This is a genomic window from Stenotrophomonas sp. Br8 (assembly GCF_014763005.1).
Classification (GTDB): Bacteria; Pseudomonadota; Gammaproteobacteria; order Xanthomonadales; family Xanthomonadaceae; genus Stenotrophomonas; species Stenotrophomonas lactitubi.
In genome coordinates, this window is sequence record NZ_JACGTN010000009.1 from 166,341 (window position 1) to 182,277 (window position 15,937).

Sequence of the window (15,937 nt, forward strand, 5' to 3'; positions counted from 1 at the left end):
TCCTGTGCCGATTGTCACACAGGGCTGCAGCCATCGCTGCAACAGCCTGTTTCCGGCCACATCGGCACCACGAACTGTTGCAGCCGTGGACACAGCGTTGCGCAGGGGCTATGGGTATGATCGAACAGTCTTTTTCCCGGAGTCCACCGCCGATGCGCCACTGCCTGGCCCTGCTGCCGATGCTGCTTGCCGTCGCCCCCGCCTGGGCAGGCAACGATGCCTACCGCATCGATCCGGTACACACCCGGGTGCTGTTCGCCATCGACCATGCCGGCTACTCGCAGGCGCTGGGTACGATCTCCGGAAGCCAGGGCCAGCTGCAGTTCGATAGCGACAACTGGCGCGATGCGACACTGGACGTCGAGATTCCGGTAGCACGACTGGACCTTGGCGATGCCAAGTGGAACCAGGCCACGCTGGCGCGCAGCCTGCTCGACGGCGAACGCTTTCCCACCGCCCGCTTCGTTTCCCACCATGTTGAACCGATCGACGCGAAACGTGCCCACGTGACCGGGACACTGACCCTGCGCGGCGTCAGCCAGGAAGTCACGCTCGAGGTGACCTTGAACCAGGTCAAACGCTATCCGCTGCCGCCGTTCCGGCGTACTGCAGGGTTCTCCGCCACCACGACACTGAGCCGCCGAGCCTTCGGCATCACCGCCTGGCCGGGCGTGATCGGCGATGCGGTGCAGGTGCGGATCGAGGCTGAAGCCACGCTCGACCGCAGCGATTCTCCGGGAACTCCCGCGCCCCAACCCCACTCCGACAGCCAGACGGCCACCAAGGACCCTTCATGACCGCCAAGAACACCCCCGCCGCCTGGGGGAGTGTCAGCCAGACCCTGCACTGGCTGATCGCATTGCTGATTCTCGCCCTGGGCATCGTCGGCCTGACCATGGGCGAGCTGCCGAAGACGCCCAAGTACTTCTGGGTCTATACCGCGCACAAGTCGATCGGCATCACCGTGCTGGCACTGGTGGTGCTGCGCCTGGGCTGGCGCCTGTATGCCGGTGCCCCCAAGCCGGTACCGGGCGTGCCGAGCTGGCAGGAGCGCATCGCCAGCGCCACCCATGTGCTGCTGTATGTGCTGATGTTCGCCATCCCGTTGTCGGGCTGGATATACGACTCGGCCAGCGGCCTGCGTCCGTTCCGCTGGCTCGGTCTGGTCGAAGTGCCCAAGCTCAGCGGACCGGACCCGCAGGTCGTGGCGGTTTCCCATGCCCTGCACGAATACGGCTTCTGGCTGTTGATCGCGGTGGTACTGGCCCATGCCGGTGCTGCCTTCTACCACCACCTGTTCCAGCGCGATGCCACCCTGTCCCGGATGTTGCCGCGTGGCTGGCTCGCCTCTCCCCAGAAGGACTGACCGATGAACCTGAAACTGACCACCCCGGCCGCCGTGGCCGCCGCCCTCGCCGGCATGCTGGCCACCGCACCGGTGCTCGCCGCCGATTACGCCCAGGCGCCAGGTGCCGGTTCGTTCCTGGCCTTTGCCACCAAGTACGACGGTGAAGTGTTCACCGGCAGCTTCCCGGGCTTCGCCACCAAGCTCAGCTTCGACCCGGCCAATCCGGCTGCGGGTTCGCTGGACGTGGTGATTCCGCTGGCCGGCGCCAAGAGCGGCAACAGCGACCGCGACTCCACCCTGCAGGGCGCGGACTTCTTCAGCGTCGGCAAGTTCGCTACCGCACGCTACACCGCCAAGGGTTTCCGCGCGCTCGGCAACGACCAGTTCGCCGCCGATGGCACGCTGGAACTGCGCGGCGTCAGCAAGCCGGTCACCTTCACCTTCACCTGGAAGCCCGGCGCACAGCCGGTGCTGACCGGCAAGGCGACGGTCAAGCGCCTGGACTTCGGTGTCGGCGGCGGCGACTGGGCCGATACCAAGACCATCCCCGACGAGACGGCGATCAGCACGATCGTGAAGTTCGACGCGAAATAAGACGCCCTGGCGTCCGCGGTAGCGCCGGGCCATGCCCGGCGGCTTCCCCCGATGGCCGCGCTTCGCGCTCGCCGGGCATGGCCCGGCGCTACTTGCCCGCGGCCAACCAGGCCTGCACCGCAGCCGCATCGAACGGCCAGTCCAGCTCCCGCCCGCCGGTCTCATCACGCAGCACCGGCACCCGCGCCCCATAACGCGCCTCCAGCGCCGGCTGGTCATCGAGGAACACCGATTCGAACTCGGGCGCCCGCGCCTTGGCCAGTTCGGCCAGGGCCATGTCACACAGATGGCAGTCGTCACGCTGGAACAGGGTCAACACCGGGGTTTGCTCCCTTGGCGGAAATGCTGCGCCGCAGCCATGGAAGTGCGGCGTGAACCGCTAGAATAGCGGTCTCTCCCGGTACCCGCAGTACGGCAACCATGGCTGTCAGCACGTTCGACGTTTTCAAGATCGGCATTGGCCCGAGCTCCTCGCACACCGTCGGGCCGATGAGGGCCGCCGAGCGCTTCATCCATCGCTGGCTGCTCGACCCGGGCAAGCTGGGGGAGGTCGCACGCATCCGTGCCGATGTGTACGGCTCGCTGGCGCTGACCGGTCGCGGCCATGGCACCGACAAGGCGATCCTGCTTGGCCTGGAAGGGCAGCGTCCGAACCTGATCGACCCGGACATCATCCCGTCCACGCTGGAGCGCATCCGCAGCAGCAAGCGCATCATGCTGATGGGCCAGCACGAGATCGCCTTCGACGAAAAGCGCGACCTCGGCCTGAACAAGCGGCAGAAGCTCCCCTACCACACCAATGGCATGCGCTTCACCGCGTACAACGCCGATGACGAAGTGCTGGCCACCCGCGATTACTACTCGGTGGGCGGTGGCTTCGTGGTCAACCAGGACGACGCGGCCGATGACCGTATCGTGCCCGACGAAACGCCGTTGCCCTACCCGTTCAAGAGTGGCGACGAGCTGCTGGCGCAGACCGCACGCAGTGGCCTGAGCATCGCCCAGTTGATGTTCGAGAACGAGAAGTGCTGGCGCACGGAAGATGAGATCCGCGACAACCTGCGCGAGATCTGGAGCGCGATGCAGGCCTGCGTGGCGCGTGGCATCCGTGAGGAAGGCGTGCTGCCCGGTGGCCTGAAAGTGGGCCGCCGCGCACCGGCGCTGTACCGCGAATTGTCATCGAAGCCGGAAGCGGCGATGCGTGATCCGCTGACCACGCTGGACTGGGTCAACCTGTACGCGCTGGCCGTGAATGAAGAGAACGCCGCCGGTGGCCGTGTGGTCACCGCGCCCACCAACGGCGCGGCGGGCGTACTGCCGGCGGTGCTGCACTACTTCGACCGCTTCTGCCCCGGCGCGAACGAACAGCGCGTGTTCGACTTCCTGCTGACCTCGGCGGCGATCGGCATCCTGTACAAGGAAAACGCATCGATCTCCGGCGCCGAAGTGGGCTGCCAGGGCGAGGTCGGTGTGGCCTGTTCGATGGCCGCCGGTGGCCTGGTCGCGGCACTGGGCGGCAACCCGAGCCAGATCGAGAACGCGGCGGAAATCGGCATGGAGCACAATCTCGGCCTGACCTGCGATCCGATCGGCGGTCTGGTGCAGATTCCGTGCATCGAGCGCAATGCGATGGGTGCGGTGAAGGCGATCAATGCCTCGCGCATGGCCATGCGCGGCGACGGCAAGCACAAGGTGTCGCTGGACAAAGTCATCAAGACCATGCGCGACACCGGCCGCGACATGCAGGACAAGTACAAGGAAACCAGCCGCGGCGGGCTGGCGGTGAACGTCATCGAGTGCTGATGATTGGCGCAGCCAGGCATGGCCATGCTCTACTGCAGCCGAGCATGGGCTCGGCTCTACACCGGACGGCGTCGTCACCGCTTTGCGGTTAGGCTCGAGGCTCTCCTGCCCAGGACTGTCCCATGCGCGTGATCGCTGCTGCCCTGCTTGCCTGCGTTCCGTTGTCCGCTCTCGCTGCGCCAGCCTACGGGCCGCGGCTGGAGGGGTTCGATTACGGCTATCCGGTGAAGACCTTTGCGCTGGAATCGCAGCGCCAGCCGCTGGAGATGGCCTATCTGGATGTGGCGCCGAAGAAGAAGCCGATCGGCGTGGTGGTGCTGCTGCATGGCAAGAACTTCTGTGCAGCGACCTGGAAGGAGACGATCAAGCCGCTGGTGGCTGCTGGCTACCGGGTGATCGCGCCGGACCAGGTGGGCTTCTGCAAATCGAGCAAGCCCGAGCGCTACCAGTATTCCTTCGGGCAACTGGCCGACAACACCCATGCGCTGCTGCAGCAGCTGCAGTTGGGTGACGTGCCGGTGCATGTGGTCGGTCATTCGATGGGCGGCATGCTGGCCATCCGCTATGCGCTGATGTATCCGCAGGAGCTGCGCAGTCTGTCGCTGGTCAATCCGATCGGGCTGGAAGACTGGAAGGCGCTGGGCGTGCCTTGGCGCAGCGTGGACGCGTGGTACGCCGGCGAAATGAACATCAGCTATGACAGCATCCGCCGCTACCAGCTGGACGTGTACTACGACGGCAAGTGGAAGCCGGCGTACGAACCGTGGGCGCGCATGCAGTCGGGCATGTACGAGGGCCCGGGCAAGCAGCAGGTCGCCTGGAGCCAGGCGTTGACCTCGGACATGGTGTTCAACCAACCCGTCGTCCATGAACTGAAGAATCTGCAGGTACCGACCACGTTGTTCATCGGCCAGAAGGACCGCACAGCGATCGGTCGTGACCAGGCATCGCCCGAACTGAAGGCAGCGCTGGGCAATTACCCGGTACTGGGCAAGGCGGCCGCCGCAGCGATTGCAGGCTCGACGCTGGTCGAGTTCGCGGCGCTGGGCCATTCGCCGCAGGTGCAGGATCCGAAGCAGTTCAATGCGGCGTTGTTGAAGGCACTCAAAGCGCGTTGACGTTCCATGACCGCCGGGCATGGCCCGGCGCTACCAGGATCGGTATGGGTAGCGCCGGGGCGAGCGCAGCGGCGGCTGGGGTCAACCCACGATCCGCAGCACGTCATCCAGCAGCGCCGCTGCGGTGACTTCCGCACCTGCGCCCGGCCCCTGGATCAACAGCGGCTGCGCGCGGTAGCGATCGCTGTGGATGGCCACGCGGTTGTCGGTGCCCGCGCCCTGTGCCAGCGGATGGTCGGCCGCCAGCTCACGCAGGCCTACCTGCGCACCCTCACCATCCACACGCCCGACAAAACGCAGCACCCGACCGTTCGCGCGCGCCTGCTGCCAACGCGCCTGCAGCGGTGCATCCAGCTGCTCCAGCGCGTTCACTGCATCTTCCAGCGGCAACGCCGCGAGCGTATCCGGCACCAGTGAATCGACCTGCACCTGCGAAGCGTCCAGCGCCAATCCGCTGCTGCGCGCGAGGATCAACAACTTGCGGCGCACATCCTCGCCGGAGAGATCCAGTCGCGGGTCCGGCTCGGTGTAGCCGGCCGCCAGCGCTTCACGCACCGCTGCCGAGAACGGTGACTGGCCGTCATACCGATTGAACAGCCATGCCAGCGAGCCAGAGAGCACGCCCTCGATGGCATGAATGTGGTCACCACCGGCAACCAGCGCGCGCAGGCTGCTGAGCAACGGCAGGCCGGCGCCGACGGTGGCACTGTCGCCATAGCGCGCACCGCTGTCGGCGCAACGGTCGGCGATGGCCTGCGCGCGCGACAGGTGCGCGCCACGGCCGAGCTTGTTGGCGGTCACCACGTGCACGCCGCGCGCCAACCACTGCACATGGCGCGCCGCTACGTCTTCGCTGGCGGTGGCATCGACCACCACGTCACCACGCTCCAGCCCTTCGGCGCTGGCCCACGGTGGCGAACTCTGCCCATCGCGCGGCGCACGGCGTGCCAGTTCCAGCGGCAACGCCAGATCACGGTCGATCGCCAGCGCCGTGCGCGAATTGGCCAGCCACTGCACGCTGGGCAACTCCAGCCCACGTGCCTGCAGCGCCTGGTAGCGCTGTACGAAGGCCGAACCGACGGTGCCGGTTCCGAGCAGCGCCAAGCGGCCGGTACCCAGCAGCGGAATTTCGACAGGCAAAGCGCTCATGCGTCTGCCACCTGTTTGCCACGCGCCACCGCATCTATCACCGCCCCGGCGCGCGCCAGTGCAGCGCCCAGATCCGCCAGCAGGTCACGCTCGCCTTCGATGCCGACCGACAACCGCAGCAGGCCTTCGCTGATGCCCGCAGCAGTGCGCGCTTCGGCCGTCATCGCCGCGTGGGTCATGGTTGCCGGGTGCGCGATCAGGCTCTCCACGCCCCCAAGCGACTCGGCCAGCGTGAAGTAACGCAGGCCATCGACAAACGCACGCACAGCAGCATGCGGATCATCGCCGGCACAGCTGGCCAGTTCGAAGGACAGCATCGCGCCGAAACCACTCTGCTGGCGGGCGGCAACGGCGTGGCCCGGATGATCGGCCAGGCCCGGGTAGTAGACCTTGGCCACCGCCGGATGCGCATCGAGCAGTGCCACGATCGCGGCGGTGTTTTCCTGGTGCGCGCGCAGGCGCGCGTCCAGCGTACGCAGGCCGCGCAGGGTCAGGAACGCATCGAACGGTGAACCGGTAAGGCCCAGTGCATTGCCCCACCACACCAGCTGTTCGTGCACGGCGGGATCGCGGGCAATCACCGCACCACCGACCACGTCGCTGTGGCCGTTGATGTACTTGGTGGTGGAGTGCAGCACCACGTCCGCACCGAACGACAGGGGCTGCTGCAATGCCGGCGACAGGAATGTGTTGTCGACCACCACCAGCGCACCGGCTTTGTGCGCGGCATCGATCACGAAGCGCAGGTCGGTGATGCGCAGCAGCGGGTTGGACGGCGTTTCCACCAGCACCAGCTTCGGCTGCGTGGCCAGCGCCTGGGCCAGCGCGCGCGGGTCGGTCAGGTCGGCGGTAACCAGTTCGAAATGGCCCTTCTTCGCCAGCGCGTTGAACAGACGCCAACTGCCGCCGTACGCGTCATGCGGCACCACCAGGGTGTCGCCGGGCTGCAGCAGTGCGTTCAGCACCAGGTTGATCGCACCCATGCCGGTGGCAGTCACCACGCCGCCGGCGCCGCCTTCCAGTTCGGCCAGCGCTTCGCCCAGCAGGTCGCGCGTGGGATTGCCACTGCGGGTGTAGTCGTACTGGCGCTTGTTGCCGAAGCCGTCAAAGCTGAAGTTCGACGACAGCACGATCGGCGGCGTGACCGCGCCATGGGCGGTGTCCCGATCGATGCCGGCGCGGACGGCGGCGGTGGTGCGACAACAGGACGGTTCAGCGGCGTGCAGGCTCATGCGGACTCTCCAGAAGTGCGGAAGGCGGTGGCGAGGATCGCGTCGATGCGATCGGTTTCTTTCAGGAAGGCGTCGTGGCCGTAGGGCGAGCGCAGCACGCGCAGGCTGCCACGCGGGCCCAGTCCCTCGACCAGGCCGACCAGGTCGGCAAGCGGTACCAGGCGGTCGCCTTCAACGGCAACCACCACGGTCGGCGGCAGGATCGCGCTCGGGTCCACGCGGTGCAGGTCGATCGACTCGGACAGACGCAGGTAGGCATTGACCGGCGTGCGCGCCACGTACTGCGCGCCAGCGGCGTCGAGGTAATCTTCGGCGGCGACCCGGACGCGGCCATTGACCACTTCCGGTGCTGCGTCGAAGCGCTCGCCGAATTCTTCCGGCGTGCGATAGCTGAGCATCGCGAACTGACGAGCCAGCGCCAGGCCGTGGTCTTCGCCACACTGCAGCTGGCCCAGCGCCACAGCACGGCGCTGCAGCGCACGCCAGGCAGCGGCATACGGATGCGGGCGATGTGCGCCGCTGACCAGCACCAGCTGGCGGACCCGTGCACGGTGGCGGATCGCGAACTGCTGGCCGACCAGTGCACCATACGAATAGCCGACGAACGCCTTCAGCGCGCGGATGCCGAGGTGGTCCAGCAGCAATGCCAGCGCATCGGCCTGGTCGGCGGTATCGATCGGCACATCCAACGCACCGTCGGCGCCGATGAAATCGAACGCGAGCACGCGCAGCTGCTGCGGATCCAGTGCGCGACCACTGCCGACCAGGCCTTCGGCCCAGCCCTTCTCGGGGAACTGCGCATTGGAGGCCACATGGCGGTGCGCGGAGATGCCGCCGGCCAGCACCACCACCGGTGCGTTGACCGGACCGACCCACTCGTAGCGCAGGCGCACCGGGCAAGGGCCGGCATGGCGCATCGACAGCACGGCGGCGAACTCGCCGCGCTCGGCGTGCACGCGGTCATCGACCGGCACGCTGACGGGGACAAAGGGTTCGGGGCGAAGCACGGTGCTGGTGGCGAAGCTCATGGCGGGTTCCGGTAGGGAAATCGGCCATCGAGCCTTCGCGGGGCTCGCGTTCGAAATGCACGTTGTGTGCAGGTTCGAACCATCTTTCGGTGGACGCCACGGTCCCCGCAGGATTTGGCACCTACGCAGGCGCTTTCGCGTCTGCGGGCTGCCCCGGCTTCAAAGGGCCTGTCCCTCTGCCGGTCTCGATGGTGGAGCCACGATGCCAGTCCTTTCCGGGCATGTCAATCCCTTCATGCGGATAAAGAGATGAATAAGCGGAGCGCCCGCCGCCCTTCCCCCTTCCCAACAGCTTGCGTAGAGTCCCGGCGGTCCATGTCGCTGGAGCCATCGATGCGCCGTTTGCCCCTGTCCTGCCTGCTGCTGCCCCTGTTGGCGAGCGCCTCCGCGAACGCCGCCGACTGGCGCCAGGGCTGGGGAATGGTGCCGAAGACTGCAGCCGCGCCCAGTGCCGAGGCTGCGCCGCAAGCGTCGTCGATGGCGCACCTGCGGCTGCAGCCGATCGGCGACCAGTGGCAGGCACGAATCGACAATCCGCTGTCCGGCCCGGTGCAGATCGAGCTGCGCGCGGCCCCCGGCACGCAGGTGGAGGGCCTGCCGTTGCAGTCGCTGGTGCAGGCCACCGGCAGTCTGGTGGTGGGCCACCTTGCCTCCCCTTCCAGCGGCAAGGCACTGGACCTTCGCCTGCAGTCGGTGCCGGGCAATCCGGCCGCGCGCGCCGAAGACGTCGCCTATCGCCTGCCGTTCGAGGCCGTCCAGCTGCGTGTGGACCAGGCCCCGCAGGGCCGGTTCAGCCACGATGACGAGGAGAACCGCGACGCCATCGACTTTGCCCTGCCCGAAGCAACGCAGGTCCTGGCCGCCCGCGAGGGCACGGTGATGCAGGTACAGGACGGTTTCCGCGGCAATGGCCTGGATCGTGAACGCGATGCCGGACGCGCCAACTTCGTTCGCATCCTGCACAGCGACGGCAGCATGGCGATGTACGCCCACCTGCAGGCCGGCGGCATGCGGGTCCGGCCAGGCCAGGCCGTGCAGGCTGGCCAGCCGATCGGCCTGTCCGGCAACAGTGGCTACAGCACCGCACCGCACCTGCACTTCGTGGTGCAGCTCAACCGGGGCATGGGCCTGCGCTCGGTGCCGGTGCGCATCCTCGCCCCGCAGGGCGAATTGCACTTCGCCCGCGAGGGCAGCGGCGACGCCAGCGCCGGGCGCTGACCCGCCGACGCCGGCAGGCCGGTATAATCGGGCGCTTATCTCTTTGAAAAGCGCCCCGTGCGGGCGCCACTGCCATGTCCGAAGTCGCCACCGAAGCGTCGCGTCGCCGCACGTTCGCCATCATTTCCCACCCTGACGCCGGCAAGACCACGCTGACCGAAAAGCTGCTGCTGTTCGGCGGCGCGATCCAGATGGCCGGCTCGGTGAAGGGCCGCAAGGCTGCCCGCCACGCCACCTCGGACTGGATGGCGCTGGAAAAGGAGCGCGGCATCTCCGTCACCTCCTCGGTGATGCAGTTCCCGTACGAAGGCAAGATCATCAACCTGCTCGACACCCCGGGCCACGCCGACTTCGGCGAGGACACCTACCGCGTGCTGACCGCGGTGGACTCGGCGCTGATGGTGATCGACGTGGCCAAGGGCGTGGAAGAGCGCACCATCAAGCTGATGGAAGTGTGCCGCCTGCGCGACACCCCGATCATGACCTTCATCAACAAGCTCGATCGCGAGGGCAAGGAACCGATCGACCTGCTGGATGAAGTTGAAAGCGTGCTCGGCATCCAGTGCGCACCGGTCACCTGGCCGATCGGCATGGGCCAGCGCCTGAAGGGCGTGGTCCACCTGATCACCGGCGAAGTGCACCTGTACGAACAGGGTCGCAACTTTACCCGTCAGGATTCGACCATCTTCCCGTCGATCGATTCGCCCGGGTTGGCCGAGAAGATCGGCGAGCGCATGCTGGCCGATCTGCGCGACGAACTGGAACTGGTGCAGGGCGCCAGCCACCCGTTCGACCTGCAGGCCTACCGGGCCGGCAAGCAGACCCCGGTGTTCTTCGGTTCGGGCGTGAACAACTTCGGCGTGCAGCCGCTGCTGGACTTCTTCGTCGAGCACGCGCCGTCGCCGCAGGCACGCTCCACCACCGGCCGCGAGGTCGCCCCGCAGGAGCCGAAGCTGACCGGCTTCGTGTTCAAGATCCAGGCCAACATGGATCCACAGCACCGTGACCGCGTGGCGTTCATGCGCGTCTGCTCGGGACGGTTCACTGCCGGCATGAAAACACTGCACGTGCGCACCGGCAAGGACATGAAGCTGGCCAATGCGCTGACCTTCATGGCCAGCGACCGTGAAATCGCTGCCGAGGCGTGGCCGGGCGATGTCATCGGCATCCACAACCACGGCACCATTTCCATCGGTGACACCTTCACCGAAGGCGAAGCGATCACCTTCACCGGCATCCCCAACTTCGCCCCGGAACTGTTCCGTCGCGCCCGTCTGCGCGATCCGCTCAAGCTCAAGCAGCTGCAGAAGGGCCTGGCACAGTTGTCCGAGGAAGGTGCGACCCAGTTCTTCCGTCCGTTGACCAGCAACGACCTGATCCTGGGCGCGGTGGGCGTGCTGCAGTTCGACGTGGCTGCCTACCGCCTGAAGGACGAGTACGGCGTGGAAGCGACCTTCGAACCGGTCAGTGTCACCACCGCACGCTGGGTCCACTGCAGCAACGAGAAGAAGCTGGAGGAGTTCCGCGAGAAGAACGCGCTGAACCTGGCCCTCGACGCCGCCGGCCACCTGGTCTACCTGGCACCGACCCGGGTCAACCTGCAGCTGGCGCAGGAACGCGCGCCGGATGTGCGTTTCTCGGCAACCCGGGAAGCCGCGCATACAGTCACCGGCAACTGATCGCAGCGACCATACGGTGGCGGGGGTGCACGCGCCCGCCATCGCGGCGATGATAGGGGGGTGCGGGTCCCCCTCCCTGCAGACGATGCCCATGCCATGTCCACGACTTCCGTTGTTTCGATCCGTGAAGAAATCGCCAGCGCCCTGACCCACGGGCTGGGTGCGGTGCTTGCCCTGGCCGCCAGCGCGGTACTGATCACCCTGGCCGCGATCTACGGCGATGGCTGGCAGCTGGCCAGCGCGATCGTGTTCGGCATCGCCCTGCTGCTGCTGTACACCGCCTCCACGCTGTACCACGCCATTCAGCACCCGCAGGCCAAGGGCCGCCTGAAGGTGTTCGACCACTGCGCGATCTATGTGCTGATCGCCGGCACCTATACCCCGTTCACCCTGATCGGCCTGCGCGGCCCTTGGGGCTGGGGCATGTTCACCGCGATCTGGGCGCTGGCGCTCGGCGGCGTGGTGTTCAAGCTGTTCTACACTGGCCGCTTCAAGGTGCTGTCCACGGTGATCTACATCGCCATGGGCTGGCTGGTGGTGGTGGCGATCAAGCCGATGTGGGCCTCGATCGATGGCGGCACCCTGGCCTGGCTGTTCGGCGGCGGCCTGTCCTATACGCTGGGCACCTACTTCTACCACCGCGAATCCATCCCCTATTCGCATGCGATCTGGCATCTGTTCGTGATTGGCGGCAGCGTCTGTCACTTCGTCGCAGTGACCCGACAGGTGCTGTGACCGCTGATCTGCGGTAGCGCCGGGCCCTGCCCGGCAAGCAGGCGTCCACTGTGCACGCCATGCACATGAACGCTTCTCGCCCCGTCCACCGCGACGGGGCAACCATGGCAACGTGAATGCTGCCTCTGCTCCTGCTGCTCCCAAGGCGTCGCGCTGGCGCCTGCGTCGCCCCGGTCCACGCGGGCAGCGCTGGCTGGCCGTGCTGGTGTTCCTGTTCGCGGCGATCCTGATCCTCATTGCCCTGTGGGACTGGAACTGGTTCAAGGGCCCGGTGGAACGTGCGGTGCAGGCCCGTACCGGGCGCGCCCTGCACATCGGCAACCTGGATGTCGACCTCGGCCGCACCACCACCGTGCGCGCTGATACCCTCACCTTCGCCAATGCGACGTGGGCGAAACAGCCGAACATGGCCAGCGCCGACCGGGTCGAGATCGACGTGCGCGTGTGGCCACTGCTGCGCGGCAACGTGCAGCTTCCCGAAGTGCGCCTGACCCGCCCTGACGTACTGCTGGAGACGGCGCCGCGCAAAGGTGATCCGGGCAACTGGAATTTCCTCGGCGACAGCAAGGGCGGCACCACGCCGCAGCTCAAGGGCCTGCGCATCGATGATGGCCGCCTGCAGTTCCTCGACGCTCTCGGTCGCACCGATATCCTGGTTAATGTGCGCAGCGGCGAACCGAAACGGGCCGACGCCGCACCACCGTTGCTGGTGGCCGGCAAAGGCCGCTGGCGGGGCAATCCCTTCATCCTGAGTGGTGGCACCGAATCGCCGCTTGAACTGACCAACAGCGGCCATCCCTTCCGCATCCACCTTGATGGCCGCGCTGGCGCGACCCATGCCGTTGCCACCGGCACCTTGACCAACCCGTTCCAGCTGCAGGTGTTCGACCTGCAGTTCGCGCTGAGCGGCAACGACCTGGCCGACCTCTATCCATTGCTGGGCATCGCCATTCCGCCCTCCCCGCCGTATGCCCTGGACGGTCGCCTGAAGCGTGATCACCAGGTGTGGCGTTACGAGCGCTTCACCGGCAAAGTCGGCGACAGCGATCTGGGCGGCGATGTGCAGTTCGACGTCTCCCGGGAACGCCCACGGATGACCGCGAACCTGGTGTCGCGTCGTCTGGATTTCGATGACCTTGCCGGCTTCGTCGGTGCACCGCCGAAGACCGGTGGCGGCGAGACCGCCAATGCAGAACAGAGAGCCGAGGCTGCGCGCGTGGCCGCCAGCGCAAAGGTGCTGCCGGCCACCCCGTACAACCTGGGCAAGCTGCGTGCGATGGATGCGGATGTGCGCTGGAAGGCCCAACGCATCAATGCGCCGAAGCTGCCGCTGGACGACATGGATGCGCATCTGCTGCTGGATGATGGTGTGCTGCGGCTGGATCCGCTGAACTTCGGCGTTGCCGGCGGCGACATCCGCAGCACGATCCGCATGGACGCACGACGCCCGCAGATCGCCACTTCGCTCAAGGCCAGCGTGCGCGGCGTGCAGCTAGGCCAGTTGTTCCCCGATGCCAAGCTGGCCGAGCAGGCCAAGGGTGGTATCAGCGGCGACATTGATCTGAGCGGCAACGGCAACTCGATCGCGGCGATGCTCGGCAGCAGCAGCGGCAACGTGGCGTTGGGCATGGGCCGCGGCCATGTCGGCAACCTGCTGATGGAAGTGGCGGGACTGGACATCACCGAGTCGCTGAAATTCCTGTTCACCGGCGACAAACAAATTCCGCTGCGCTGCGCCTTCGCCGATTTCGGCGTGCGCGAGGGCCTGATGCATACCCGGTCGATGGCAGTGGACACCACCGATACGATCATCCTCGGCGAGGGCGATGTCAGCCTGCGCGATGAAACACTGGACCTGCTGCTGAAGCCACGACCGAAGGACAGGAGCATCCTGGTACTGCGCTCGCCGCTGCGCATCGGTGGCACCTTCAAGGACCCGTCGTTCCGTCCGGACTTCAAGGCGCTGGGTATCCGTGGTGCGGTGGCGCTGACGCTGGGCAGCATCGCGCCGCCGGCGGCACTGCTGGCCACCATCGAACTGGGCCCGGGCAAGGATGCCGACTGCGGTGGGCACTACGCGAAATAGAGCGGTCGTTCGGCGCGTTTGTTGATCTTGGCTTGAGGGTGACGGGTGGCCCAGGCAGGACACGCCGTGAACCCATCCCTGGGGGCTCGATGGCGCCATCCATGGCGCCAACGGTCCTGCCTGGGCCACCCGTACCCCTCCCGACAGTTTCCTGCGCGCGCGGAACGAGAGCAGGAATTCAAGATCAAAAGAAGAAGCACAGAGCAAAATCAAAAGCAGTTCCAACCAAGGTTGGCATCTACCAACGGCAGATAGTCGGGGGGTGAAGCCAGCCGCGCTCGCAGGAACGTGTCCAGAGGCGTCGGGTGCGGCTGGGCAGGACCGTGAGGCGCATGGATGCGCCGACCGAGCCCCCATGGATGGGTTTACGGCGTGTCCTGCCCAGCCGCACCCGACGCCTCCCCTGCGTAACAGGAAGGCGCTGCTTTGGCTTTGGCTTTGGCAGTTGCTTGAAAAAGCGGGCCGGCGGGCCGCAGGCCCGCCAGCGACAAACTTACCCCGCCACGATGTACTGCTGCAGCTGATCCAGCTCGCGCCGCTGCGCATCGATCACCGACTTCACCAGGTCACCGATGGAAATCACCCCAAGTACCTGCCCGCCCTCGACCACCGGCAGATGGCGGATGCGGTAATCGGTCACCAGTTGCAGGCAGTGTTCCACCTGCTCACCGGGACTCACTGTCACTACTTTCGCGGTCATGATCTCCGACACCGCCGTATCGCGCGACGAACGATCGTGGAGCACGATCTTGCGTGCGTAATCACGCTCGGACAGGATCCCGACCAGTCGCGGTCCGTCCATCACCAGCACCGCACCGATGCCCTTCTGCGCCATCAGCCGGATCGCATCGATCACCGCCGCACCAGGCGCGACCGCATGCACTTCAGGGGACTTGCCGTCCAACAGTTGCCGTACCGACGTCATCTGCCTGCCCTCCCAGGGTGGGTTGCAGCTCCGAGTCTGCCACGGAAGGGGCCAACCATGCGTCAACCAGGTACAACGGCCGCTGCTTGGACTCCTCGTACAGGCGTCCCAGGTACTCGCCGATAAGCCCCAGCGCGATCAACTGCACGCCCCCCAGGAACAGGATCACCGCCATCATCGTCGGCCAGCCGGCCACCCGGTCGCCATACATCGCGGCCTTGGCGATCACCCAGATGGCAAACACGAAGGCTACGCCCGCGGTGGCCAGCCCCATGTAGGTGGCCGCCCGCAGCGGGACCGTCGAGAAGCCGGTGATGCCTTCCAGCGCGAAGTTCCACAGCCGCCACAGGCTGAACTTGCTGCTGCCGGCCAAACGGGCATGCCGGTGATACGGCACCGCCACGCGGCGGAAGCCGACCCAGCTGAAGAGCCCCTTCATGAACCGGTGACGTTCGCGCATCTCGCGCAGTGCGCTCAGCGCGCGCGGCGACAGCAAACGGAAATCGCCGGTATCGGCAGGGATGGGCGTGCGCGAGAGGCGGCCGATCACCCGGTAGAACACCGATGCGGCAGCACGCTTGCTCCAGCTCTCACCGTCACGCACCAGACGGGTGCCATAGACGTTGTCGTAGCCTTCGCGCCAGCGCTCGACAAAGTGCGGCACAAGTTCCGGCGGGTCCTGGCCATCGGCGTCGAGGATCATCGCCGCGCCTTCGCGCACATGGTCCAGGCCGGCGGTCAGCGCCGCCTCCTTGCCGAAGTTGCGCGACAGCTTCAGCGCCGATACCCGCGGGTCGGCCTGGGCCAGCGATGCGATCAACGACCAGGTCGTGTCACTGCTGCCGTCATCCACGTACAGGATGTGTCCATCGATTCCGGCCAAGCCGTCCAGTACCGCGCACAATCGCGGATGCAGCTGGGGTAGAACCAGCTCTTCATTGTGCGCGGCGATGACGAAGGTAAGACGCTCACGAGTCATCGCCGGATTGTACGTGGTTGACGGGCGTGCAGCCCGCCCGTCC

General features: G+C 66.6%; 15 protein-coding genes and 1 riboswitch. Of the genes, 9 read left to right on the forward strand and 6 right to left on the reverse strand.

From position 1 onward, the window contains the following. Window positions 1-152 precede the first annotated feature (152 nt). The 3 genes from H3005_RS10720 to H3005_RS10730 are packed head-to-tail and all read left to right on the forward strand — an operon-like array spanning window position 153 to window position 1,942. Complete coding sequence (locus H3005_RS10720; protein WP_100553248.1) at window positions 153-797, forward strand: YceI family protein; 645 nt, start codon at window positions 153-155, stop codon at window positions 795-797. After that, a complete protein-coding gene (locus tag H3005_RS10725) occupies window positions 794-1,366 on the forward strand; it encodes a cytochrome b (protein ID WP_191078148.1) in 573 nt (190 codons plus the stop codon). The genes H3005_RS10720 and H3005_RS10725 overlap by 4 nt, the downstream gene beginning before the upstream one ends. Before the next feature lie 3 nt (window positions 1,367-1,369). After that, on the forward strand, window positions 1,370-1,942 hold the full coding sequence (locus tag H3005_RS10730) for a YceI family protein (protein ID WP_100553250.1): 573 nt from the start codon (window positions 1,370-1,372) through the stop codon (window positions 1,940-1,942). A gap of 88 nt (window positions 1,943-2,030) precedes the next feature. On the opposite strand, the gene H3005_RS10735 is transcribed toward H3005_RS10730, so the two are convergent. Beyond that, window positions 2,031-2,261 carry a glutaredoxin family protein gene (locus H3005_RS10735; RefSeq protein WP_191078149.1) on the reverse strand — a complete coding sequence of 77 codons (231 nt, stop codon included), beginning with the start codon at window positions 2,259-2,261 and terminating at the stop codon, window positions 2,031-2,033. Between the two features lie 101 nt (window positions 2,262-2,362). Between H3005_RS10735 and H3005_RS10740 the strand changes: the two genes are divergently transcribed. Beyond that, the gene (locus H3005_RS10740; RefSeq protein WP_089236487.1) at window positions 2,363-3,745 is read left to right on the forward strand and encodes an L-serine ammonia-lyase; all 1,383 of its coding nucleotides are present in this window, start codon (window positions 2,363-2,365) and stop codon (window positions 3,743-3,745) included. Window positions 3,746-3,867: 122 nt separating this feature from the next. Further along, window positions 3,868-4,863, forward strand: a complete 996-nt coding sequence (locus H3005_RS10745; RefSeq protein ID WP_191078150.1) for an alpha/beta hydrolase — start codon at window positions 3,868-3,870, stop codon at window positions 4,861-4,863. 81 nt (window positions 4,864-4,944) lie between these two features. Here H3005_RS10745 and H3005_RS10750 read toward each other — a convergent pair whose 3' ends face one another. Genes H3005_RS10750 through H3005_RS10760 form a run of 3 tightly spaced genes read right to left on the reverse strand, consistent with a single transcriptional unit; the run spans window position 4,945 to window position 8,272 of the window. Further along, entirely contained in the window at window positions 4,945-6,012 is a 1,068-nt protein-coding gene (locus tag H3005_RS10750; RefSeq protein ID WP_191078151.1) for a homoserine dehydrogenase, read from the reverse strand. Then, window positions 6,009-7,244 (reverse strand): O-succinylhomoserine (thiol)-lyase, encoded by a 1,236-nt coding sequence (locus H3005_RS10755; RefSeq protein WP_191078152.1) that lies wholly within the window; start codon window positions 7,242-7,244, stop codon window positions 6,009-6,011. The genes H3005_RS10750 and H3005_RS10755 overlap by 4 nt, the downstream gene beginning before the upstream one ends. Further along, window positions 7,241-8,272: a homoserine O-succinyltransferase gene (locus tag H3005_RS10760; RefSeq protein ID WP_100553256.1), complete on the reverse strand. Its 1,032-nt coding sequence runs from the start codon at window positions 8,270-8,272 to the stop codon at window positions 7,241-7,243. The genes H3005_RS10755 and H3005_RS10760 overlap by 4 nt, the downstream gene beginning before the upstream one ends. 76 nt (window positions 8,273-8,348) lie before the next feature. Further along, a riboswitch (SAM riboswitch) is annotated at window positions 8,349-8,467 on the reverse strand. Between the two features lie 138 nt (window positions 8,468-8,605). Here H3005_RS10760 and H3005_RS10765 point away from each other — a divergent pair. The 4 genes from H3005_RS10765 (at window position 8,606) to H3005_RS10780 (ending at window position 13,990) form a co-directional block, all read left to right on the forward strand. Further along, complete coding sequence (locus H3005_RS10765; protein ID WP_191078153.1) at window positions 8,606-9,490, forward strand: M23 family metallopeptidase; 885 nt, start codon at window positions 8,606-8,608, stop codon at window positions 9,488-9,490. Window positions 9,491-9,564: 74 nt separating this feature from the next. Continuing rightward, entirely contained in the window at window positions 9,565-11,169 is a 1,605-nt protein-coding gene (locus H3005_RS10770) for a peptide chain release factor 3 (RefSeq protein ID WP_191078154.1), read from the forward strand. A 96-nt stretch (window positions 11,170-11,265) separates the two neighbouring features. Further along, window positions 11,266-11,904, forward strand: a complete 639-nt coding sequence (locus tag H3005_RS10775) for a hemolysin III family protein (RefSeq protein WP_100553258.1) — start codon at window positions 11,266-11,268, stop codon at window positions 11,902-11,904. A gap of 112 nt (window positions 11,905-12,016) precedes the next feature. Continuing rightward, the gene (locus H3005_RS10780; protein ID WP_191078155.1) at window positions 12,017-13,990 is read left to right on the forward strand and encodes an AsmA family protein; all 1,974 of its coding nucleotides are present in this window, start codon (window positions 12,017-12,019) and stop codon (window positions 13,988-13,990) included. Between the two features lie 493 nt (window positions 13,991-14,483). Here the strand turns inward: H3005_RS10780 and H3005_RS10785 are convergent, their stop codons facing one another. Next, the gene (locus tag H3005_RS10785; RefSeq protein WP_025877817.1) at window positions 14,484-14,915 is read right to left on the reverse strand and encodes a CBS domain-containing protein; all 432 of its coding nucleotides are present in this window, start codon (window positions 14,913-14,915) and stop codon (window positions 14,484-14,486) included. Then, window positions 14,875-15,894 (reverse strand): glycosyltransferase family 2 protein, encoded by a 1,020-nt coding sequence (locus H3005_RS10790; RefSeq protein WP_100553260.1) that lies wholly within the window; start codon window positions 15,892-15,894, stop codon window positions 14,875-14,877. Before H3005_RS10790 ends, H3005_RS10785 begins: the two co-directional genes overlap by 41 nt. Window positions 15,895-15,937: the final 43 nt, after the last annotated feature.